This is a genomic window from Mailhella massiliensis (assembly GCF_900155525.1).
Taxonomy (GTDB): Bacteria; Desulfobacterota; Desulfovibrionia; order Desulfovibrionales; family Desulfovibrionaceae; genus Mailhella; species Mailhella massiliensis.
This window is the reverse complement of sequence record NZ_LT706952.1, coordinates 714,840-736,107: the sequence shown is the minus strand read 5'-3', so window position 1 is coordinate 736,107 and position 21,268 is coordinate 714,840. Positions and strand designations below refer to the sequence as shown.

General features: G+C 55.6%; 30 protein-coding genes and 1 pseudogene. 3 read left to right on the top strand and 28 right to left on the bottom strand.

Annotated elements, in window-relative coordinates; translation table 11 throughout:
* Window positions 1-7 precede the first annotated feature (7 nt).
* The 8 genes from CZ345_RS13575 to CZ345_RS13540 form a co-directional block, all read right to left on the bottom strand.
* Window positions 8-355, bottom strand: a complete 348-nt coding sequence (locus CZ345_RS13575; protein WP_077073633.1) for a head decoration protein — start codon at window positions 353-355, stop codon at window positions 8-10.
* A complete protein-coding gene (locus CZ345_RS13570) occupies window positions 355-1,608 on the bottom strand; it encodes a S49 family peptidase (protein WP_077073632.1) in 1,254 nt (417 codons plus the stop codon). Before CZ345_RS13570 ends, CZ345_RS13575 begins: the two co-directional genes overlap by 1 nt.
* Window positions 1,589-3,115, bottom strand: a complete 1,527-nt coding sequence (locus CZ345_RS13565; RefSeq protein WP_083717467.1) for a phage portal protein — start codon at window positions 3,113-3,115, stop codon at window positions 1,589-1,591. Before CZ345_RS13565 ends, CZ345_RS13570 begins: the two co-directional genes overlap by 20 nt.
* Before the next feature lie 10 nt (window positions 3,116-3,125).
* Window positions 3,126-3,350, bottom strand: a complete 225-nt coding sequence (locus CZ345_RS13560) for a DUF6148 family protein (RefSeq protein WP_077073631.1) — start codon at window positions 3,348-3,350, stop codon at window positions 3,126-3,128.
* A gap of 252 nt (window positions 3,351-3,602) precedes the next feature.
* Window positions 3,603-3,812 (bottom strand): hypothetical protein, encoded by a 210-nt coding sequence (locus CZ345_RS13555; RefSeq protein ID WP_077073630.1) that lies wholly within the window; start codon window positions 3,810-3,812, stop codon window positions 3,603-3,605.
* Window positions 3,809-3,994: a hypothetical protein gene (locus CZ345_RS13550; RefSeq protein WP_077073629.1), complete on the bottom strand. Its 186-nt coding sequence runs from the start codon at window positions 3,992-3,994 to the stop codon at window positions 3,809-3,811. Before CZ345_RS13550 ends, CZ345_RS13555 begins: the two co-directional genes overlap by 4 nt.
* A 299-nt stretch (window positions 3,995-4,293) precedes the next feature.
* On the bottom strand, window positions 4,294-4,728 hold the full coding sequence (locus CZ345_RS13545) for a type II toxin-antitoxin system HicB family antitoxin (RefSeq protein WP_077073628.1): 435 nt from the start codon (window positions 4,726-4,728) through the stop codon (window positions 4,294-4,296).
* A gap of 42 nt (window positions 4,729-4,770) precedes the next feature.
* Complete coding sequence (locus CZ345_RS13540; RefSeq protein WP_239446724.1) at window positions 4,771-4,908, bottom strand: type II toxin-antitoxin system HicA family toxin; 138 nt, start codon at window positions 4,906-4,908, stop codon at window positions 4,771-4,773.
* On the opposite strand from CZ345_RS13540, the gene CZ345_RS17490 reads away from it, so the two are divergent.
* Window positions 4,873-5,025 (top strand): hypothetical protein, encoded by a 153-nt coding sequence (locus tag CZ345_RS17490; protein WP_239446733.1) that lies wholly within the window; start codon window positions 4,873-4,875, stop codon window positions 5,023-5,025. The two genes, CZ345_RS13540 and CZ345_RS17490, sit on opposite strands and share 36 nt — an antisense overlap.
* Window positions 5,026-5,038: 13 nt before the next feature.
* On the opposite strand, the gene CZ345_RS13535 is transcribed toward CZ345_RS17490, so the two are convergent.
* The 17 genes from CZ345_RS13535 to CZ345_RS13455 all read right to left on the bottom strand — a co-directional run bounded on the left by CZ345_RS13535 (window position 5,039) and on the right by CZ345_RS13455 (window position 17,628).
* Complete coding sequence (locus tag CZ345_RS13535) at window positions 5,039-7,069, bottom strand: terminase gpA endonuclease subunit (RefSeq protein WP_077073626.1); 2,031 nt, start codon at window positions 7,067-7,069, stop codon at window positions 5,039-5,041.
* Window positions 7,066-7,392, bottom strand: a complete 327-nt coding sequence (locus CZ345_RS13530; RefSeq protein WP_077073625.1) for a nucleoside triphosphate pyrophosphohydrolase family protein — start codon at window positions 7,390-7,392, stop codon at window positions 7,066-7,068. The genes CZ345_RS13535 and CZ345_RS13530 overlap by 4 nt, the downstream gene beginning before the upstream one ends.
* Entirely contained in the window at window positions 7,376-7,681 is a 306-nt protein-coding gene (locus CZ345_RS13525; RefSeq protein WP_077073624.1) for a helix-turn-helix domain-containing protein, read from the bottom strand. Before CZ345_RS13525 ends, CZ345_RS13530 begins: the two co-directional genes overlap by 17 nt.
* A 124-nt stretch (window positions 7,682-7,805) precedes the next feature.
* A complete protein-coding gene (locus CZ345_RS13520; protein ID WP_077073623.1) occupies window positions 7,806-8,018 on the bottom strand; it encodes a hypothetical protein in 213 nt (70 codons plus the stop codon).
* 10 nt (window positions 8,019-8,028) lie between these two features.
* Complete coding sequence (locus tag CZ345_RS13515; protein WP_077073622.1) at window positions 8,029-8,697, bottom strand: hypothetical protein; 669 nt, start codon at window positions 8,695-8,697, stop codon at window positions 8,029-8,031.
* Entirely contained in the window at window positions 8,681-9,232 is a 552-nt protein-coding gene (locus CZ345_RS13510; protein WP_077073621.1) for a hypothetical protein, read from the bottom strand. The genes CZ345_RS13515 and CZ345_RS13510 overlap by 17 nt, the downstream gene beginning before the upstream one ends.
* Window positions 9,219-9,464 carry a hypothetical protein gene (locus CZ345_RS13505; RefSeq protein WP_077073620.1) on the bottom strand — a complete coding sequence of 82 codons (246 nt, stop codon included), beginning with the start codon at window positions 9,462-9,464 and terminating at the stop codon, window positions 9,219-9,221. The genes CZ345_RS13510 and CZ345_RS13505 overlap by 14 nt, the downstream gene beginning before the upstream one ends.
* Window positions 9,461-9,649: a hypothetical protein gene (locus CZ345_RS13500; protein WP_077073619.1), complete on the bottom strand. Its 189-nt coding sequence runs from the start codon at window positions 9,647-9,649 to the stop codon at window positions 9,461-9,463. The genes CZ345_RS13505 and CZ345_RS13500 overlap by 4 nt, the downstream gene beginning before the upstream one ends.
* Window positions 9,646-9,957: a hypothetical protein gene (locus CZ345_RS13495; protein ID WP_077073618.1), complete on the bottom strand. Its 312-nt coding sequence runs from the start codon at window positions 9,955-9,957 to the stop codon at window positions 9,646-9,648. The genes CZ345_RS13500 and CZ345_RS13495 overlap by 4 nt, the downstream gene beginning before the upstream one ends.
* The gene (locus CZ345_RS13490) at window positions 9,954-10,670 is read right to left on the bottom strand and encodes a hypothetical protein (RefSeq protein WP_077073617.1); all 717 of its coding nucleotides are present in this window, start codon (window positions 10,668-10,670) and stop codon (window positions 9,954-9,956) included. Before CZ345_RS13490 ends, CZ345_RS13495 begins: the two co-directional genes overlap by 4 nt.
* A 74-nt stretch (window positions 10,671-10,744) precedes the next feature.
* The gene (locus CZ345_RS13485; RefSeq protein WP_077073616.1) at window positions 10,745-11,104 is read right to left on the bottom strand and encodes a DUF488 family protein, N3 subclade; all 360 of its coding nucleotides are present in this window, start codon (window positions 11,102-11,104) and stop codon (window positions 10,745-10,747) included.
* 14 nt (window positions 11,105-11,118) lie between these two features.
* Window positions 11,119-11,517, bottom strand: a complete 399-nt coding sequence (locus CZ345_RS13480; RefSeq protein WP_077073615.1) for a hypothetical protein — start codon at window positions 11,515-11,517, stop codon at window positions 11,119-11,121.
* A gap of 10 nt (window positions 11,518-11,527) precedes the next feature.
* Window positions 11,528-11,746: a hypothetical protein gene (locus CZ345_RS17760; RefSeq protein WP_083717465.1), complete on the bottom strand. Its 219-nt coding sequence runs from the start codon at window positions 11,744-11,746 to the stop codon at window positions 11,528-11,530.
* 129 nt (window positions 11,747-11,875) lie between these two features.
* Window positions 11,876-13,234, bottom strand: coding sequence for a putative antirestriction adenine methyltransferase (locus CZ345_RS13470; protein ID WP_077073613.1), 1,359 nt, complete (start codon window positions 13,232-13,234; stop codon window positions 11,876-11,878).
* Complete coding sequence (locus tag CZ345_RS13465) at window positions 13,231-13,986, bottom strand: ParB N-terminal domain-containing protein (RefSeq protein ID WP_239446698.1); 756 nt, start codon at window positions 13,984-13,986, stop codon at window positions 13,231-13,233. Before CZ345_RS13465 ends, CZ345_RS13470 begins: the two co-directional genes overlap by 4 nt.
* Complete coding sequence (locus CZ345_RS13460) at window positions 13,983-15,548, bottom strand: toprim domain-containing protein (RefSeq protein ID WP_162274981.1); 1,566 nt, start codon at window positions 15,546-15,548, stop codon at window positions 13,983-13,985. The genes CZ345_RS13465 and CZ345_RS13460 overlap by 4 nt, the downstream gene beginning before the upstream one ends.
* 313 nt (window positions 15,549-15,861) lie before the next feature.
* The gene (locus CZ345_RS13455; protein WP_162274980.1) at window positions 15,862-17,628 is read right to left on the bottom strand and encodes a DNA primase family protein; all 1,767 of its coding nucleotides are present in this window, start codon (window positions 17,626-17,628) and stop codon (window positions 15,862-15,864) included.
* Between the two features lie 565 nt (window positions 17,629-18,193).
* Here CZ345_RS13455 and CZ345_RS17755 point away from each other — a divergent pair.
* Window positions 18,194-18,394, top strand: a pseudogene (locus tag CZ345_RS17755) (Arm DNA-binding domain-containing protein); the annotation flags it as partial.
* Window positions 18,395-18,427: 33 nt separating this feature from the next.
* Here the strand turns inward: CZ345_RS17755 and CZ345_RS17485 are convergent.
* Complete coding sequence (locus CZ345_RS17485) at window positions 18,428-18,613, bottom strand: hypothetical protein (protein ID WP_239446697.1); 186 nt, start codon at window positions 18,611-18,613, stop codon at window positions 18,428-18,430.
* Window positions 18,614-19,269: 656 nt separating this feature from the next.
* Here CZ345_RS17485 and CZ345_RS13445 point away from each other — a divergent pair.
* Window positions 19,270-19,737, top strand: a complete 468-nt coding sequence (locus CZ345_RS13445) for a universal stress protein (RefSeq protein ID WP_077073610.1) — start codon at window positions 19,270-19,272, stop codon at window positions 19,735-19,737.
* 145 nt (window positions 19,738-19,882) lie between these two features.
* Here the strand turns inward: CZ345_RS13445 and CZ345_RS13440 are convergent, their stop codons facing one another.
* Both CZ345_RS13440 and CZ345_RS13435 read right to left on the bottom strand, forming a co-directional pair.
* Window positions 19,883-20,305: an OsmC family protein gene (locus CZ345_RS13440; protein WP_077073609.1), complete on the bottom strand. Its 423-nt coding sequence runs from the start codon at window positions 20,303-20,305 to the stop codon at window positions 19,883-19,885.
* Between the two features lie 24 nt (window positions 20,306-20,329).
* Window positions 20,330-21,133: an aspartate dehydrogenase domain-containing protein gene (locus CZ345_RS13435; protein ID WP_077073608.1), complete on the bottom strand. Its 804-nt coding sequence runs from the start codon at window positions 21,131-21,133 to the stop codon at window positions 20,330-20,332.
* Window positions 21,134-21,268 lie beyond the last annotated feature (135 nt).

The following is a 21,268-nucleotide window of genomic DNA, read 5'->3' as shown; positions in this document are numbered from 1 at the left end:
TTTCTCCCTATATAAGCTTGATGCCCTGCTTCACGAGGGCTGCTTTCGCGGTGTCGGCTGCTGCTGCAATGGTCAGTTTTTCAGCCACGGCTATGGCACAGCGGGTCACAATCCCCACCTGCTGAGCTTCGGAAGACGCGGGAACGTCGGACACGAGAATGCCGAGCGCGCCGGTTCCGGCGGTCACTTTGCCCCATGCACCACCCGACGCCTGTTCAAGCACGGTACCCTTGGACAGGGCTTCCGACGTGGTGATGCTGATAGTGTCGCGGGTATAGAAACTGTCCACTTCCCAGGGAACGATCTCGGACAGATCGCCGGGCATGGTTTCGAGTACGGCGTTGTATCTGGCCATTACTTTCCGAACCTCCTTTCCGTCGCCTGAGCGAGCGGACTTTTTTCCTTTTCACGCGCGCCGCCGTCCAGCTTCACCGGATCAGGAGACGCCGCCTGCATGGCCTTCAGCATATCGCTCTTGAACGAGTCCTTTCCCGCGGCTCTGTCGCCTTCAACGGGCATGACGGAAGCCATGGCCGCCGTCTGTTCCGGCGTGAGTTTCGCGTCCGCACAGGCCTTGAAAAATGCCTCAGCGTGCGCGAATTCATCCGCGCCCATGAAAGGCTTCACGCACGAAAGAAAATTTTCCGGGTTGAAGGTATGCTCCGCGAGCGCGAGCGCTTTTCCTTCCTCAAGAATGGAGGCCAGCAGTTCGGGGTGCTGAGCCTCAAGCGTAGCTCTATCCATGATGACCTCCCTGGAGAGCCTGTTCACGGCCCCGTCCAGACCGCTCACAACGGCGGTGGCAAGGCCCACAGTTACGGCGTCCGCGCCGAGAAAAATCTGCGCGTCGCCCCATGTTTCACTTTTACCTTCGTCCAGTCCCATAGCCTTCGCTACTTCACGCCGGAAAACCGTGTGGATGCTCCCGGCATGGGTCTGGAAATACGCCCTGTCTTCTTCGGAAAGCTCCATGGCCGGATGACCGGCGGACTTGAACTTGCCGGAGGATATGACGTTGACCCTGATACCGATGTTTTCCAGCATCTTCGAGCAGTCCACGAGCGTCATAATGACGCCGATGGAGCCTACACTGGCCGTCTCCGTGCAGAACACCCGGCCGGTTGCCGAGCCTATCCAGTATGCCGCCGACGCCATGAGCGAGCTCGTGAAGGCGGCCATGGGCTTTCTTGCCGCCGCTTCGGAAATGAAAGCCGCGAGTTCCTGACATCCGCTCACCATGCCGCCGGGAGAGTCGACATCAAGCAGAATGGCGCTGATCTTCGGGTCATCCAGCGCGGTCTGAATCCGACTGCGTATGGTGCCGTACTTCAGGCCATACTTCCCGGCGTTCACGAGCACGTCGTCAACAGGGATGACGGCCACGCCGCCCGCGGTAACAACCGGGGCCCCGTCGGAGGTCAGGGCCCCGGCCTGGGCAGGCTTGCACGCATCGGCCTGCCCATCCGCGGAGGAGACACCCCAGCTCCCGTCAGGCCCCATGCTGACGGAAGTATCCTCCCTGCCCTGTCTCATGCTGAGATCGCGCAGGATAATTTCAGCGCTGTCCTCAGGAAGCGCCCAGAAACGGTTACTCAGAAGCTTGTTCATCATCTTCTTCCTCAATCAGAAACGTGTCTCCAGTGGCCAGGGCCCTCATTTTTTCATGTTCTTCCAGCATGACCGGGTACTCGTCATCGAAGTCGCTGCCGCTTTCCGCCATGGATTGGTGACGGGTCTTCAAGTGGTTGTCGATGGCAAGGATTTCCGCCTGAACTTCCTTTGTGGGATCCATGTAGCCGCGCGCCGGGCCGTTCCAAGCACAGGCACACCAGAGGTCTTTCGCCTCGTAAAAGTCCGGCGCTCCGGCGGGAAGCGTAAAGTAGTCTCGCAGCCAGGCTTCCTCCATGACCGCTTCCCACACAGGCTTGCAGTAGCTCACAGAGAAAAATTCCCGATACCAGCGGTACAGCCGCCAGGCTTCATTCATGGCGGCACGGGCGACGCTGTAGTTCGCGCCCTCGAAGTCCTTCATCATGGCGATGTATGAGCCGCCCACGCTGGCGCTCATGGCTTTCTGAACCAGCTTCACGAAGCTCTGGAAATTTACGGACGGGCGCTCGTTGGTCAGCACCTGCGGCTTTTCACCAGCATTGCCGTACATGATCTGGGGACCGCGAAGATCGGTGTAGTAGTTCCCGTCGTCGTCCTGTTCCACCCCCTGTGGGAGCTGTCCCATGATGTTCATGCTGTTGTCTTTTTCGATGAACACCGGAAATTCTGCGGCCATGTTCTGAGCAAGCAATTCAAAACTGATGGCGTCGTTCAACGTGCGGAACAGGCCAATGGAATTGGAGAAGATACTCTTTCCCCGTATCTGTTCACTGTCCTTATGGATGAAAAGATGAAAAATGCCCGGCCTGCCCGCACGCATGGCCGGAATCGTCGAGTAGGAAGCCGTGCCGTCTCCGTCCTGGAGATGGGCCTTGCCCATGCTCTCCGGCGACGCGATGTAGTACGCAACCGGCCTTCCCCAGGCGTTCATCCGTATGCCGTCCTTCACGGCATCGTCCGCTTCCATGGAGGCAGGAGTACGCAGTCGCGTAGGCGTCACGTCCTGAATGGACAGGGAAAACGAAAGCCCGCGACGGCTTCTTTCCGATTCCGGCAGCATAACCGGGATATGCAGCATCTCGCCGTAGATCAGCATGGTACGCAGTCCCAGAAACTGGAGCTGCTCAAAAGTCTGCTGGCCGCGAACATCCGCCCGCGTGCTCCATTTCCACCACAGCCATTCCATGCGGCGGCCGATCTCAAGCGCCTGTTCCCTGCTGATGCCGAGTTCCTCAAAAGGAATCTGCGCGCGGGGTTTCAGTCCCACGCCCACGGCGTTCTGGGTAATGGAGGAAAGAATGCTTTCCGCCGCCCAGTCGTTTTCCGCGAGATCCGCCGCACGGCGCTGAGAGATGACACGTTCCGCCATGTCATCATGCTCACCGTACACCTGAGGACCGCGCCAACCACTCATGGGTCCGCGACGTGCACCAGCATCCGCACTGGCGTGCGACATTCTGCGGGACGTGGTGACGGGCTTTCCGTACTGATCGAGTATCGCCATCACTTTCTCCCTATCTGCGGATGATCGGCCGGACCAGAATCCGGGAAGAGCGTCTTTCAGCGGCGGCGAGCAGATCGGCCAGCCAGGAAAGATGATCCCGGATGGCCGGAAGGTCCTGCCGCGTAAGGGTGCGTCCGTCGATGGTATAGGACTTTCCCGTCGCGCAGGCGGTGAGAGCCTTCTTCCAAAGGCTTATCTCGGCATGAAGTTCTTCTTTCGTATAAACGCTGCTCATGCCATGCAGTATGGCGCATTGGTAATTTATATTGCAAGCAAAAAATATTTTTGTTGTCCAAAAAATATAAATAAATTAGCGAAAAATATATGTAATTTTTATTATTTAACTGTTTTAACATGTTAAATTTAAAGTGTTATATAAAATATTTGTATTTTATTTTTTCTATTTGAATATGTACAAATGAACATATATCATTTACTAATAAAAAACGCCCTGTAAATACAGGGCGTTGTAATGATGTGTTATCGGTTATTCTGCAAACATTTTCAGCGCTTCACGCTGTTTGTAAGCATACTCCTCGGAGTCTTCCAGAAGTTGCGCCAGACCGGACAGGTTGGCCTTGGTTTCTTCTGGGAGGAAGTCGATAAACTGGCGCATGAACTGAAGCCGGACGGATTGCTTTTCGAGCATAACGTCCATGCAGGCAACCAGGCCTTTCAGGCGAAGCTCGGCGTTCATGCCATAGCCTCCCCCAGGGCCGCAAGCCGCTGGCGAAGCTCGGTGTTTTCGTTACGCAGACGGCGTTCCTCCCTGCGCGAAGTCCACAGGCGGCGGAGCCACCAGTAGCGCTGACTCTGAAGACGTTGTTCCAGGTAGGAGTTTCGCGCGACCAGTTCGGCGATGACGCTTTGGGTGTTCATGGGGTACCTCTTCGGTTTTTTGATTGACCTTCCGCAGAGCGCAAAAAAGGCCGGGAGCTCAAAAACGCCGAAGAACGTCCGGGCCTATTCCCTTACAGGTATTGTATTAGCCCACTCCCGGCCATGGATAGCCGAAAATATGCCGCCGCTTGTCAGGCGCGAGGCATGAAAAAGGCCACGCTTTCGGGGTAGTGACCGTACCGTCTTCGGAAGGAGATTTTGAGGCTCCGTAAAAAAAGAGTACCGTATTGATACCGGAAGTCAAGGAAAAAGGCCGCCGGTGGGCGGCCTTTGGAAGACTACAGCTGAGCCTTGTTGCAATATTCCCTAGTGGCGACGGCGATAAGGCCGGAACGGGTAAGGCCAAGTTCTTCTGCCGTCTGATCAATAAGAGAAACGATCTGAGGTTTCAGAGAAATGGAAAGACGCACTGGGGCATCTTCCTTCTTTTTCACCTCTGCCATGACGAACTGGCGCAGCGTACCTTCCGGCAGCGTATAACCTTCTTCCTTGGCAAAGGCTTCATCTTTTGCACGGGCTTCTTCAAGACTGGAAGGTTTGGGGAGCTTTTCACCGTCTTCCAGCATACCGGAAAGGTGCAGTGCCAAGGCTTCCTGAGCCATACGCATGGCGTCTTCCAAACCGGTGCCCTGCGACACACAGCCCGGAAGATCCACGAAGGTCACATCATATCGTCCTTCGGTATTCGGAGCAAACGTAGCAGGATAATACACTTTTTTTCCTTTTTTCAGGAGGAGGAAGATCCTCCTCCTGGTTTAGCGGAGTTTCAGTCCGCTTTGTCTGCGAATGCTTGCCAGTGTCCCCGGGGGAATATCCTTTTTGGGATGGGGAACTGTGACACGTCCCGGAATTGTAGGATGCTTGAACTGGTGGTGATCGCCTTTCGTTTCCACCAGATACCAGCCGGCGGCAAGCAGTTGTCGGATAATTTCCCGGCTATCCATTATAACCTCCCTTTGACAGGTAAAAAGTATATATTTTTTATGCAAAAGTCAATAAGAATTATATAAAAAATATATAAAACTATCCATATCGCCCCACACCTAGTCGTGCTCCAGTCGTTACTGTCCTGGGGATCGTTTTACGCGGAGGTTTGGCTCCCTGCTCAGGCAGGGGAATATTTTTCACCCCCTTGATGTCGGCAAGAGCAAGGCACATAACCTCACAGTCCCAGTAGTGGTTCGGGCGCTCCATCGGATTAACCCAGGCCATGGTTTTGTCATCCCAAATTTCAGCGCACATTTCCTTCCCGTATCCGTCCAGGCTTCCGTCTTCGTTGCTGTGCAGGTGGAACGCTCCGGGATCACCGGGCTGAATCATAAGCTTCTGGGCAAGACCTGACTTGAAATAGGTCGTATCGCACTGGAACAGGGTAAGCCCGCCGGGGATCTTCACCTTGTTGCCCATGAGGCCGGGGAAATACTCGACAGGGGACATCGTATAGGGGGAACTCATGCTTCTCTTGCCTTGCCATGGCAGGACAAACTGACGATGATGCGCTGCCCAAGCGTAGACCTCTCTCGTGCGGTTACCCATGGCGTCTATCATCGCGCCTACCACGCGGTACTCATGTCCGGCGGCATCATGGTACACGCTGCCGAAAAGAAGCTGTTCCAAGTCAGAGAAGGACGCTACCGCACCGCACTGAACCAGCCAGCTTTCCAGAGACTCGCCAAATCCCCACGCACGGATGACATAGCGGAAGTATCCCTTCTGGGTATCGATACCGGCCAGCAGACAGGACACGCGGGGAATGTCCGGCGTTTCCGGCAGCGGGCCGGGAACCGTGCCGCGCGGCCGATCGTCACAAAGACGGAAGATTTCTGCTTCATCCCGTTCTTCGTATTGCTCCGCCCACGGTTCGGCCAGGTACTGGTTGTTGAAGTTGCGCAGGGCGGCCATTTCGTCGGTTTCTTTGTATTTGAGATAGGCGCGGGCGATTTCGGATAGACTCACGAAGTAGCTCAGGAACGCCGGGACATGGAAAGCCACTTTCACCGGACGATGCGCCGCAATGTAGTCGTACATCCCCATGCCGCTTTCCTCCTCGCGCCACTCGCCGCGACGGACGGCCCTGTCCCTGTCTGTGTCCGTCCAGCAGGCGCCGCAATGGGGACAGACATACCAGGCGAGTTTCCGACTAAGCACGTCTTCCGCCTTCGGCTCTTCTTTGGTGTCCCTGTTCGGCCAAGTCAGGTTGTCAAACGTCATGAGCTGCATTTCTTCGCAGTGCGGGCAGCGTACCCAGTACCGGAAACGGGCGTTCGCTTCTTCCGAGAAGGCTTTCCATATGGGACCGTTTTCCGTGGTGGGCGTGGAAATTTTCATGATCTTGCGGCGGGAGCGCCACGTCGTAGTACGCTTTTCGGCAAGGTCCTCAGAACGCGCCTCATTCTTCGGATTGGCGTACTTGTCCAGCTCGTCCAGGATGAGCACACGCACGGGCTTGTTGCCCAAGCGGGAAACCGAGCCGGACCATGCAAGGCTGATGGTCATGTGCTGGAGCTTGATTCTCAGGCTGGAGGCATCGTCACCAAGTCCGGTCATATAGGAACGCAGTCGCGGACTTGATGTGATCATGGGAATGATCCTGTCCTGTGCATTCTCTCGTGCGGTGAGTTCATCAGGAAAGACGTACATCACCGGGCCTGGGAGACGGTCGATGCAGTAGCCCACCAAATTGTGCCCGGATTCCGAGCCGCCGGTCTGAGGGCTTTTGCAGATGATGACCGTCTCCACGCCCGGCAGATTGGCCGCGTCCATGATGCCCGCTAGGTACGGGGTGAAAACGTTCTGCCAGCGCCCGCGGATGGAGGAATTTTCTACAACGCGGAATTTTTCCGCCCAGGCCGAGACCGCCATGGACCTTGAGAAGCGCAACGCCCTGCGTTCACCGGCGGAGAACGATACAGAGATGGAAAACTTCCGGCGCTTCTGGCCGGATTCATCAACTCCGACCTGTTGCAGCGCAACTTGAAGGTTCACAGGCAGCCATGAAGGTATACCGCGAACCTTCAGCTTCTTTGTCACGCGGGGGCTGGCAGACGTGCTCATACTTTCTCCATACCGCTCATGAGCTTTTCAAGACGGCGCAGCTTTTGCTCTTTGATCCGAGACAAAGAGCGGCCGAGGGTGTCCGTCTGGTCGGAAAAAAGCAGTTCGAGCTGCTCAATCATAATAGAGGCGTCGGCCAGTTCTTCAAACAGCGAATCCTTGATTTCACCGGCGGTATGTCCTTCCGGTCTAGTCAAAAAACGGGTGATGGCTGCGGAAGCCTCGCAGAACTCCTCCAGAGCCTTACCAAGTCTGCTTTTTACACCGAACATGGCTATGGTCTTCAGGTACAACTGTTCGCGCGTATCATTGTTGTATTTCATAGTTTCTCCTGTCGCCCAGAGGCTGTTTTTTCATAATATCCTGAAGCAGGTTGCGCTGTTCATCCGTAGATTCGCGCCGGCCGATTTCAATCTCGGAAAGCATTCCAGGTGACAGACCGACCAGCCTTGAAAGTTCACTGAACGTCATGTTGTTGTGCAACCGCCATTCCCGGAGTCGGTTTCCAAACGGCGTGGGCGTGGGGGCGTCCGTCGTGCCGAGAAGATGCTTTGTTTCATCGTTGTACGGTATCAGAAAGTTTGAAAGGAATTCGTTCTCGTTTATCGGCATATGCCCCAGAATATAATGGCGTCCTTCGTCACAATGACTGTAAAAGTCCGCCTGCCACACTTCATCAGCACTTTCCCGTACCAGTACCTTCTGAAAAGGTTCATCTGAAAAGGTTCAAACGTTGTCATGATAAAATCTCCACCTTGTTTCTTACATTCCAGAGCTTGCACACCGTCAGCTTGCTTGTGACTTCTTCCGTGGTGTTGGGATCCTTGCATTTCGCGCATTCCTCGCAGCGGACATACCACTTGCCGGAACGCGAGTGATGAAGCTTCGCCAGGCCGCCGCAACGGCGGCAGCGGTTCAAAGGTACAGAAGGCGTTTTATCTATGGGCATGATTTTCTCCTTATATTGCAAGCAGCGCGGCGGTATCGGCAGCGCGTCCGGTTTCTTCAAAGATTGCCCGTTCGGTTGCCGTTCTCGGCATGGGCATGGCTAGGAAGCGGAAAAAAAATTCTTCCTCTGTCCCCAACTTGCTTGCGGGGAGTCCGTCCAGTAGGGAGTTCCGGCAGAAGTCGAACAGATCGGCCGACAGCATCCAATCGGAACCGTCCCCCAGAAGGAGGCACAACTTGTCCACTTCGATGTAGACCATGCGCCTGTGAGCGGTATCGCCTAGCTCCAACCGTGCCCAGAACAAAGCCAAATTCAACGTCGCCAGGGTAATAACAATCTCACGCCACTGCTTCAGCTTCTGCTCGATAGTCCAGCGGTTTATCCTCGAAATTTTGGAATTGATGAGACCGCGCTCTCGGCTGGTCAGATGATATCCTTTCCGGCGATCGATGCCGGACTGGAGCAGTGCGGTATCGAGCCACCGCTTGCACTCGGCAAGCTGCTGCTCCACGCGCGTTGCCAGACGTTCGGGGAGTTCGACGCGAGGATAGGTCACGCCGCACACATGCCCGCCGCCCTTGAGGCAGATAAGTATGGCCCTGAGCGTGTCATCCATGAGCACAAGGACATGGCGGATGACACACGACCGGAGAAAGTCCTTTCTAGCTGACTTCTTCACGCTCTGCCTCCTCAAGATACCCCTGAACTTCCAGACGCTTTCCCTCTGAAGAACAACCCATGGTTCCGATATTGCAGAGCGTTCGATTGGATATACCCCAAAGAGCTTCAAGCCCGATGTAGGAAAGTCCGTTCTTCTTCTTGAAAGCGAGAAGCTTCTGAGCAAGTTTTTTCTTGGACCACGGCTTAATCTGAGGCTTTTCCGCAACTTCCGGCTTTTCCGGTACGACGGGCGGCTCCTTTACCTCCAGCGGAACAGACTCCTGCGAAAGAGTCTTGTCCAGCTTCCTCCAGAAGGCCACGGCGGACGCCTCATCCTCAAACGTGAACTGGATGTAGCAGTCATCTCTCGCCGTGCAACGGCATTCCAGGCTTACGGTTCGCAGACCGCCGACGGCGTTCTCCACGATATCAGGAGCACGACCGCAAAAAGGACAGGGAGGAAGTCCGTCACCATGCCGGGAAGAACGTTTGCCGAAAATTTTAGTAAGTTTCTCTTTGGGAGGTTCCTTCGCTTTTTTTTCAGTGGACGCCATACTCGCCTCCGCAGAGCAGCGGTCTCGCGCCACCGTCGGGCGTCACCTCCCAAAACTGGGTAATGCCTCCTTCCCGGCTCCGCTCGAACACCGCGAAGACATACCCGTTGACGCAGGTGAGAGAAATACCGCTCAGAGCGTTGTGGACTTCATATCGGGGAGCTTTCCCATCATCCGGCGTACAGGCGAAGAGAAGGGAACAGAAGAACAGGATACAGATGATTTTCTTCATGCCTCTTTCCTCCCGACCGACAACCGCACGTTGAGTTCCGTCGCGAGCGCCATTTTCAGCACGACACAGCCCACCCATACGGCGACTTTTTTATTGGTTGCGCGTCGCCAGTTTCTGTAGTTATGCCGGAAGTTGGACATGGCGTGACGCAGCTTCCATCTACGGTTGCGATGTTTATCGGTCATTGCAGTTCTCCTTCAACTTTCGGATCTTCTTTATCTTCCTCTTTCGGCTTCATGCGCAGGTACGTTATGGTGTTGTCGTTCAAGTCCAGCAGGACGGGCCGGTCATAGCCGGGGATGAAGCGCAGAATCTTTCCGTCACCGTAGACGAAGTTGACGGCCTCCTGTCTGTCGTGGATGACCTGGCCTGCCCCCTTTCTGTGGCCGCGCTCATAACCGACTTCATATGTCAGCTTCAGACAGCCAAGGTAGATAATCATCAGTGCCAAAAAGCCGAACCCTTTCGTCTGTATGAACTCCTCGAAACTCATGACTCTTCCTCCATGTCGGAAAATTCCACATCTATGGTCATGGGCCGGGCGTATTCGCCCAGCGATTCATCAATGATCCTGCTCATGCGTTCCAGAAAAGCCGTGGAACACTTCGCGTCCCCACGGACTGCCTCGATGATGTCCAAAACGTAAGTCTCCAAGGCGTTTTTCAGTCCGTCCCGCAAGGCTATGGCACGGACGGCCATTTCCAGTTCGACAGCGCCCCGGGGGATGAATTTCCCCTGCTTCACGGCAAGATCGAATTCTTCCTTGGCGGCGGCCGCTTCCGCCCGGCGTATGTCCGCTTCTTCCTTGCGTCGCTGTCTGTCAGCTACCTTTTCCGTGAGACCGTCCGGGGTTCCCAGCGTGGCAAGACTGAGCATGTATCTGTCCACGTCCTTCTGCCGAAAAGAGCCGTCGGGCTGTCTTTTCAGGCGGGCTTCCTGGATGTCCTTGTAAAGCTTTGCCCGTCCCAGCTTTCGCCCGCACTCGCCGACATAGGCAAGCACCTCCGGGACAGACTTCAATTTCTGCTGTTCCTGCATCGCCGCTCCCAAGAGCTTGGAAGACTTCTCGAAAGCGGTAATGAGCGCGGGATTTGTGGGGTCTTCAAGCAGTGCGCGTTTCGCATCCTCCTTCGCCTGCAGAAGGATTCTCACGTCGGTGCTGGAACTCTTTTCAACAAGCTCCGCAATACTGTTTTGTTCCGCCATCATTCACTCCGAAAAGTTTTCCACGGCTGCCCCCCCACCACGCTCGTGGGGGGGGGCAGGTAACAGGTTAAAAATTACACCAGGCTGAACTGCTCAGGTTCGGCATTGCTCCACTCAGGCACATCTATCCCCAAACGCTTTCTGATGAACGTAGCGAGTACTCGCCGGTGACACTGGGTCTGATCTTTCTCGAAGCAGCAGAGAATCGGATTACGAGTCCTGCGCTCGATATCCAGAAGATAGTGCTTCAGGCTCTCCGCATCGGGGAAACGCTCTTCGAGGTCTCTCCAGTACGCCCCCTGCCAGTCCACAGCCTTCGGATTGGAAGGGGCGAACAGCGGAGCCCTGGGTCCATTCCAATTCCTGTGCCACTTGGCAATGCACACCTTGCGCTCCTTTGGAGCCTTGCTTGAGAAAAACGACGTCTGAATCATGGGGAATCTCCTGTCTAAAAAGGTGAATCTGGGGCGATAGTTTCGGTAATGCTTTCTGCGGCAACCATTTCCCGGAGCCGAGAATCAAAAAGCTGGTCGCACATCTTTTCTTCAAGTCCCTTCTTGGGGACATATGCCAGAAGGTACTCGATCAGATCGGAAGTACTTTCAAAGCCATAATCGTTGGCAGCCTCGTCGATAGTCCGCAGTTCCGGGTGCTGATAGGTCAGAAGGTTCGGCATGACCGCATTGATCTCCTTCACCGTATCTTCTCCATGGTCGAATATGGCAGGAGTGATCCGAATACGGTCCGTCCAGATACGGTCATAAAGAGAATATTTTTCGGTAATTACCGCCTTTACTTCTTCCCGGCAGGTCTTGTACAGGTCGCGTACTGCGCTGATGGTAAGCATGGCGACCTCCTTATCCGAGAATTCCCGGAAGCATGAACTGACTCTTTCTGGTAGGGCTTTCAGGAAGCGAAACTCCCGGCATCCAGTACCGGTTTCCGGTGGTCGTGCTGTAAACAGCGCGAGTTCTGGTGTCTGCCCAGGACAGCTTCAGAGCACAGCGGAAATACAGCTTTGTCGTTCCTCCGAACTTCCTCACTCCCTGCCGGGAAAGCTGCCAGGCGTTTCTCATGACTCCCGCCAACTGAATGCGTTGCGACTTTTTCATGGTATCCTCCGATTTTTGTAAGATGTTGTTTTTGCTTACTTAAAAGATACCATGAAACCCGCTGAAAGCAATGAAAAAACTCAAAAAAATAAGCTACTTACGATATTTTTTCAACCATATTTCATACGCTTCACGCATGGTCCACTGACCAAGAGGAGCGTAGTAGTTCAGGCGGTATTTTTCTGCCCCCTGGCCTTCCAGGCGTTTGTGCAGTTTATAGATACCGCGGTACTTCATGGAGACCGGATTCCTTGAAAAGGCCGTGGTAGTAACCCATCGGCAATCTTCCTTGAATGCCGCGTCCAGAAGTTTCTTCACCTCTTTGGATTGGGCAAAAAGAAGAACGAGCTTGGCCAGACGTTTTTCTGTGCTGGGCACGGCAAGATCGCTTTGCTGATAAACTTGGAAACCGTCTTCGCCGATGGCCCAGTGAGCCTTGGAAAATTTAAAGTCTAGCTTGCCGATGATCCGACCGTCCAGGCACAGACCTAGCGAGAGCACAATCCCGGCCAGCGCATAGTCCACACGGACGCTCATGAAGAGCTCGTTCATGCGGACGGTCTGTCTATTGGTCAGTACGGTAAGGCCGGGTTCTTCCTGCCCGGTGAGTCGTATATCGCCCGGAAAGATGGGTCCCGGGCTGGAGGACTGGAGATAGCTTCGTGTGATGACGCATTTTTTCGAGTGGCCGGCATAGGCGTAGGTAATGGAGTTGCGCCCCTTGTGCACCACAGCCACAGGATCGCCCAGAATTTTCTCCACATCCGGCAAAGGGCGTTCCATGACGATCATCCACTCACGAAATGCCGTTATTTTTTGATAGATATCGACTTCCTTGAAGGAGATTTCCTGATAACTCGGGGCACCCCATTCCACCGATGCAGCGAGCATCTTTTCCTGTTTGATGTAGTCCTGGGAGCCGAACGTAGGCGGGGCGATGAATACCGCATGGTCATGATCATGAGCATCGAGAAATTCCACGGCATCCATGGGGACGTAATCGAATCCGTCTCCCTGCGTCATATGCTCATAATAGGAACCGAGCTTGAGCAGCGTTTTTTCCATCAGCGAAGGCCAGCATTCATGATATCCGGCCAGAACTCGCCGATGCCATATGTTTTTAGCCTGCCATACCTGCCGAAGATCAAGCATGATGGAAACCGAGGCTGCAAATCGGACAGGTGTGGAAAGGTCAAGGAACCCCTTGAGCTGCTCAGGGATATCATCACGGATACGAGCTTCCAGAGTTTTGTCCGCTAGGTAGGCGCCAAGCGCAGACGTGTAGAGCGTGATGTCGCATCCGGTTATGCGACCTCGATATCCGCCGCTTCGAAGAGCCGCTCCCACGGTAAAGTTGCCCGCGCACGGCAGAAGCACAGGTATGGAAATCTCCGCGGCATATCCGGCCAGTACGCGTCTGAGTGGCGTGGCAATGGATCCGAGAAAACTCATACCGTCTCCCGTGTCAGCCAATCGTTACAGACTTCCAGAAGACGAACCATCGCCAGCGAGGTATCACGGATATTTTCCGCATTTTTCGTATCGGATAAGAGCTGAAGAAAAGGTTCGTATTCCGAAGACGGGCATATATACACAGTCCCGCTCTTTTTCGCCTGCTGCTCCAAAAGCTCGAGAATCTCCGAAAGGTGCTCCTTTTCCCCGTCGGTAAACATGAAGGTCACCATATGGGTCGGGACCTGCGGCGTGGAAAAATTGACGAGCTCCACTTCTCCCAACGCCTGTACCGCCTCCGAATCAAGGCCACTGTAAAGCTGATCCCGCGTGTTCTCTATCTGCGCCCAGAGATTGGCCAGAATGCTTTGATCGTCTTCACCGACAAGCGCGTTGTGGGAAAGCTGAATGGCTATACGCCTGGATTTTTCCAGTTCCTCCGTGATGACCAGCACCATGATGAGCGGAATCCCCGCCTCGATGCTTGCCTGTACGCGGTGGTTGCCGGACAGGACTTCCAGTTTCCCGTCGGGGTAACGGTAACAGAGCGGCACACTGGACAGACGCTTGTCCGCCGCGATGTTGTCACGAAGCTGCCGGAAGGTTTCCCGCTTGAAAAACCGAGCGTTGTCCTTCAGCAGAGTCAGGCTTTCCGGCTTCACCACCATGAGACGCATGGCGTCCCCGAACAGATCGGCACTGACGGCGGCCAGTTCCTCATTCCTCTTTTCCAAGGTTTCATCGGTCATCATTTGCAATCCTCGAAAAGCTGTAAAAAGTTTCTGCTGGAAATATCCGTTGCCGAATGGGTATCCAGCCAGTCCGCTACATCGCGGGACGATGTAGCCAAGCGCAGGAAGCGATCATACTGGGCGGGAAAACGCTTCGCCCATGCCGTGGACGTGTTCCACTCAAAACCACCGGCAGGAAGCTTCACATAATGGATGGGCGCGCCGCGCCATAACACCGCGAGCGCAAGCACATCCCGAGAAATCACTTCCATATCCAGATACGAAGGAAGTGCGGCGCGCAGTCCTTTCAAATTCTCTTCCGTCAGCAGATCCGCGAAGTTGTCCTGCACATCTGCCGTCGCTTCCCCTGCCTCACACTCCTCAGAAGTATTTTTTACCCCCTCCCCCTCAAAAGACAGCCTGCCGGATGAAGTGCCCATGGGTCCGCTGGCGCACTCATACGATGGCCCGCAGGCCTCAGGAGCCAGGGAAACGGTGCCGGGAACGACCGCTTCCAGCCACAACCGCACGTCCATGCCCGCCTTCCATGCGTCTCCCGGATCTTTGAAGCCGGGGATGGGAGTGTGCACCGCCTGCCTGTAGGTCTTTTTCCACCAGTCGACGCCCTTGGTGCCCGCTTCGTCGGTATCGAGGCAGACCAGAATCAGATCGGAAGCGGAAAGCAGCTTGTGGCCTTCCATGTCGGGCTTGTTGGAATTGGAACGCATGGCCATGACGCCGAGCGTTTCCCCGGCAAGAGAGTGGAGAAGCATGGCGTCGAATTCGCCTTCGACGATGACGGTCACGAATACATGGCCGGGATGTTTCGCCGGAAGGAAGTATGGGATGCTGCTGCCGCCGGTGAGCTCCCAGTACTTGCAGGTCTTCCGTGTCTGGAGGTCCATATCCGGCCTGCGGATACGGAACATCACGATATCGCCCCTGCGGCTTCTGCTGGGAATGGAAATGCCTCTGGGGATGAAGAACTTCTTCACTTCCCGCCCGTCCTTTGCCTTGCCGGGCTCCAGTCCGAAGGAGGAGCGCCACCGAAAAAGCCCGGGCTTCCCGTTCTCTCCATTCACGCATCCGAGCTCGTAGCGCTTCGCCATGGTGGGCGTGATGCCCCTTCCAGAAAGCCAGCGCAGCGCATTGGCGGACTGTCCGAGCGCTTCCACAGCTTTGCCGTTCAGGTGTTCCACTTGGGCAAGCCAGCTCACTCCCGGCTCCTTCACTTCCCGCCCGCTGAAACTCGGCGTCTGAGGCTTCTCTACGGGCGCAGGGCGAACAGAAATTTTTCTGGAAGGCTCGATACCGAGTTCGGCGCAGGCGTCGTGAAAGTCCATGCCTTCCGCCTTCATGAGGTACTCGATGGTGTCGCCCTTGGCTTCGCACTGGCGGCAGAAGTACACACCGGGGATACCATGCTCCATGCAGGTCTTGCCCAGGTTCTCATTGCGCCGAGTCCAGATAATGAACCGGTCAACTCCGCCGTTGCAAAACGGACACGGGCCGTTGATGCTGTCACCGTGAACTTTGGCGGCTTCTCCGTACCGGTGAATGTAAAAATCCTTGAGCGTGGACATGGTTTTGCCTGCCTTTTGAAAGTAAAAGTCCATCTGTCCGCTTATGTCCGCGTTGTGTCCGCTTCTTTTTATATGTATCTTACTATTTTTATTCATTTTATTTTTTTAATGGACATATGGACATATAAAACATGCATATATACGCATAATGCACGCAGGCGCGCGCATATGTGCGCGCCTGGGGTTTCTTGTGTCCAAATGTCCATTTTTGAATTTTTTCCAATTATTCCGTGTGAATACCTTCCGTGCGAAATGTACAGATGCGGACACATGAAAAATGACACTCCTTTTCTCCAATAAAAACAGTATGTTACTAAAACTCATTTTGGACATAACTGGACGCATCTCTGCGAGAGGAGTACTTTTGCTGCTCATCTTCCACGCGTGAGCGCCAGTCAGGCTTGAGTTCAAGTCCGAGCCGCCACGTGCCGTTGGAGCGGATTCTGGGAATATCGCGCTGGTCGAGCTTGAGACTAAGCGAGCGACCGCCGGGGATATGCTTCCTGTCGCGGTTCTCCGCGTACCAGAGGTTCCAACAATCCCGAAGGTCGCCGGCCTTGATGCGTGTCGAGTACGCGGAAGGAAGCTCATGCCTTTCTTCCATGACGCAGCACTCCTCAAGGAATTCGGCCAGATCATCGAGGGAATCGCGCTGTTCCATGGTCCACGCCTTGACCTTTTCGGGGATCTGGAGGCCGTTTTTCAGGTAATCGATGGCACCGCGCACCATCATGGCGAGCACGCCTTGGGCTTCCTCCTGGACCTTGGCGTCCAGATGCTTGTCCGCCGGTCGCTCGTACTCTTCCTTGGGCTCGTCTACAAAGGAGAGTTCCCATTTCACGATGATCATGCGCGCCCAGAACGCCGAGTCTTCCGACTTCGAACGCGGCAGTTCATTGGTGGTCATGATGGGCAGATGGGTCTGCTCGAACGTAGTCGCCTTCTTGTCCTGGAGGCCGCGACCGGAAATCTCGCCGCCGCCCGTCAATTTTTTGAGGCGCGCCATGGCGAATTTCTGCCCGTCCTCGGCCTCATTGATCCATGCCAGGCACATACCCTTCAGGGCCAGAATGTCCGGGGACGGCGCCGCGCTGTTTCTTGCCTGGCCGGTCTGAAGGAAGACTTCCACGGGCACGTCGCCCGACAGGTTCTTGCCCAAGACCTTCGTCACCAGCTTTATGAGCGTGTCCTTTCCGTTTCGACCATGCGCGCCCCAGAATACGATGAACTTATGGTCACTTCTTTCCCGAATCAGGCCATAACCGAGTATGCGCCATATGAAGTCTACCAGCTCCTCATCTTCATTCATCGAGCTTAGAAGAAACCGGGATGTCTCAGGACACGGGTCTGAAACTTCCAACAGCTCAGGCGAAAAAGGCGTTACGCAGTAATTGAGGATGTAGTCATCAGGGATACCCGGCCGAAACAGTCCGGTCTTGAGATCCACCACGCCGTTGGGACAGGCCAATGAAAAATACTTCTTGTCTATCTCGTCAGGGAGAACCACAAGCGGATAGGGAATTCTGGTAATCTGGGTCAGAAGGTTTTCCTGACCCTGCTTTGAGCGGAGCTGCTTGATGCGCCGATCCAGTTGGTTCACCAGGCCTTCGATCATCCTCTTTTCTTCATTGCTCAGGGATTTGTCTTCCAGTTCGTTTCTCTTGAGCGCGGCCACACGCTCGTAGAGCTTCACCACCGACTCAATTCTCTGGAAGGCGATGCCGTAGTGGTCATCTTCCCAGTGGTGCCCGGCCCATACAAGGAACCTTTCCCAGTACCGGACATAGACCACCATGCCGCGATTGAGACGAGCGTAGAGCTTGGCGTCTCCCAGCATGGACTCGCCGAAGTAGGCCAGAATTTCCCCGTCGGAAATCTCGTCGCCGTCAGGCCAGTTGGAAGCGTCCCGGAGGTTCGGCAATTCCGTCGGGAAAACCACCGCTTCTTCCGGGTGCACCCGCGCAAGAAGTTCTTCCGACTGCCGGGAAGTCAGCGCGCGCATCACGCGAACCTGTTCTTCCTTCGGAAGGGAAGTCAGCTCCTTCATGGCCTGCATGATTTGTTCCGAGGTCATGCTCATGCCGTCACCTCCACGGATTCCATTTGTCCACGGGTTCCATTCCATGAATAGCGACCGAGAGCTGGGGGTTGCCCTGTGTTGCTCTGTCCCTCAGCCGGGAAGGACCCGCGACGACGGCCCTCAGCGGTAATCCGCTTGGCGATTTCGGCCGGATTTAAACTCTGATTGTGGGGGCGGGGGAAAGCTTCTCTTGAGGGGGCGGGATAAGATTTAGGATAATTTTTTGCCTCAAAAAGTGCTCGACAAAGTTTTTTTAACCATTTTAACTTGATTATAGAAACAGAGTTATTTACACATGTTAAATGTAACTCGGTTACTACCATGACCGCTTTGGGAGCAGGGAGTCGCTGGTTCAAATCCAGTCGCCCCGACCATGCTGTAGAAGCATAAGGCCTCATAAGAAGTTATGGCTTCTTATGAGGCTTTGTTTTTAACCTCCATCATCTCTTTCATGTCCTCCCATGATGTCTATAGACCTGCCAACATAGTGTTGGCATAATTGTTGGTATATTTTTGCCGTGAACAGCATGGAAGCATCAGATACCAACACGGCAGGAAAGGCCCCATGGCCTTGACGGATACCAAAGTACGCGGCCTTCATGGGCGTGCGCAGAAAGGCGAGAAGGTCAGTAAGGCGTCCGATGGGGGAGGCCTCAACTTTCAGGAGGGGAAGTACTGGCGGATCTCCTATCGTTTTGCCGGAAAGCAGAAGTCCCTTGCCCTTGGCGTATATCCTGATGTCTCCCTCAAGATGGCCCGGCAGGCGAGGGACAAGGCGCGGGAACTTCTGGCACAGGGCCTAGACCCCGGTGAAAAAAGGAAGGCGGACAAGGCCGGGGCGGAACGGAGAGAGCAGGAACAGGCGCGCACCTTTCAGGCGGTGGCTCAGGAATATTACGAGCGGAAACGGATGGACAAGCGCGACCTGTACAGGAAGCAGACTCTTGCCCGGTTTGAGAATCAGATATTTCCCTGTATCGGCCATATTTCCATGACCGGACGGCGTGACGTGGCCGGGGGACAGCCCTGCGGAACGTGCGGCCGGATGAGGAAGCGGGCATGTTCTTTCCCCTCATCCGCACGCGCTTTTCGGCGCACGACATGCAGCGCGGAAGAGCGCCGGCCCGCCGCCCTGTTCCGTGCACCGGAAAAAGGGCCGACAACGGGCGGGGAGAGGGCAAAACTGCCGGAAAATACGGCCCCGGAGCCGTGCTTTTTCAGGTCAGGACACACTTTTTTTCAGGAAAACACCCGCTTCGGAGTAATTTCACATTGCCGCCTCCACGAAGCTGACACCGCGTCCCTTTGCGCGGAGTTTCTTCCTTCAAGGCGGTTTTTCATGCCGCAGGTGCCCTGCCGGGCGAGGCTCGGAGCCGGGAGAGAGGGGAAAAAAGGGGCTTCTGCTTGAGAAAGAGCGTCCATGCGTCTGTTTCGGTCCGATTCCGCGGAAGACGACGGCGGCGGGGAGAGGGATGTCTCTGCCCCGGGAAAGCGGTCTGCGGCGGCTTCCGGCAGGCCGGGAAGGCATGTCTGCTTAAAACATGTGTTTTTAAACACCAGCTTGACAATGTTCGTACTCTTATTGAAAAGTAAGGAAAATTGAGAAAAAGATGTTCGTCATCACGAAAACAGGAGGATACCATGTCTGTTTTTTCCAATATCGTCTGCTGCATCAGCCTTTCTGAAAATCCCGACGACGTGGCTCAGTACACGAACGACATCACCCGTCAGAACGACGCCAAGCTCATCCTCGTCCATGTGGCTGCCGACAACGAAAGCATCCTGCGCCGCACCGGCAGCAAGAGCATGGTGGAAAAGCTCATCGACGAAAGCCGCAAGGCCAATGAAGACGCCTTTACCGCCTATGTGAACAAGCACTTCGCCGGTCTCGACACCACCATCGTGCTCACCGAAGGCAAGGTCGAGGAAGAACTGCTCAAGATCATCGACAAGTACTGCGCCGACCTCATCGTCATCGGCAGCATGTCCACCAAGGGCCTGTTCGGTTCTCTGTTCAACAAGCCTTCCGAAAGCATCATCGGCAAGACCCGCATCCCCGTCATGGTCATTCCCAACGACCTCAGCCTGGAATGCGTGCCTGAATTCTAAGCCGCACGCGTCCGCCTCTCCGGCGTTCCGTCCGGCCCGAATGCGGCGCATCTTCTGTGCCGCCACGTATGAAAAAAGACCCGTTCGCCTTGCGGACGGGTCTTTTCATGTCTTCAAGGGATGATGCGCCGGACGACGGAACCTTTCAGGCCCGGCAGATGTGATGCTCCACGGCGATGCCGTCGAGCAGGGAAGCGGTGATGAGGCAGCGCTTCACGATTTTCGCACAGTGCTCGAGCTGGGGGAGCCATTCATCGTCGAGATCCACGGAAACCTCGATGGAAAGGGAGGAGAGGCGCATGGAGCCCTGTTCGTTCATGGTTTTCACGCCCTTCCCCACGGCCTGAAGGGAACGGAACGGCACGCCCCGGGCCACGAGGGCGGCCCTCACGCTGCCGCAGAAGCAGCTCAGCGCGGCGGAAATGAGCAGTATGGAGGAGTTGCCTCCCCGTGCGTCTTCGGGATAGCCGGAATAATCCATGACGATGTCGCCGAGCACGGGGGAACCGGTATGCACGGTATAGACATCGCCCTTCTGTTCAAAACGGACTTCGATTTCCTGTGACATGGGCATTCTCCGGGGGAAAGAGGATCAGCCCGCAAGGCGCAGCGGCGAGGCGAGCTGCCGCAGCAGAGCGGGAACGGAATACATGGCGAGAGCGGAACTTCTGGGATTTTCCCTGAGAGGCGCGGGCGCGGCCGCAACTTCCAGAGAGCAGCTTCCGGCGCGGGCCGTGATGCTGTGCCGCGTGCCCCGGGCGGAGGGGTCGGCGATGAGGCGCACGGTGGTGCTCTCAAAGCCGTTTCCTGCCAGGGACAGGGCCACGGCGATGTTGACGTTGGCGGGGAAGCGGCGGATGGCCTCGGCGGCGTTGCCTTCAAACACCAGCCTTGCTTCGGGCGAAAAGCCTTCTCCCGCGGGGGGCAGCGCGGAAATGTCGGCAAGTCCCAGGCTCTCCGGTCTTTTCACCGTGGTCAGGGCAAGGCTTTCCAGGCCCATTTCACGCATGGAGCGTATGCCGTCGAGCCCGGCCACCGCGCCCGAGGGCACATGCACGAGGCAGCTTTGCCGCGTAACCTCGTCGAGAAGAGCGGCATCCAGGGAAAAGCCGCCCACGCTCAGGCATATCACTTCCTTCTGCGCCGCAAGGCAGGCGCGGACGATGGAGGGCATGGCCGCGGCGCTTGCGGATTCCACCAGAACGTCGCAGCGGGAAATGAGCGTATCCAGAGGCATGGCGGGGACGGAAAGTTCCCGGCCGAGCGTTTCGGCGTGTGCTTCCGTGCGAGAAGAGACGCCTGCCAGGTCGTAAAGGTGTGCAAGTCTGTCTTGCACATGCAGGCCGATGAGGCGGCCCATGGCTCCGCAGCCGATGATGCCGAGCGTTTTTTTCATGTCTGCCTTCCTGGGTGCGTTTGAAGGGGAAAAAGGCGGGAAAAGGCCGTTTTTTTTCGCCTTGTCGGTTTCCGGCGGTGCGGTAAAGAAAAAGGGCCGCCGTCGTTGAGACTGCGGCCCGGAAAGACGCCGGAA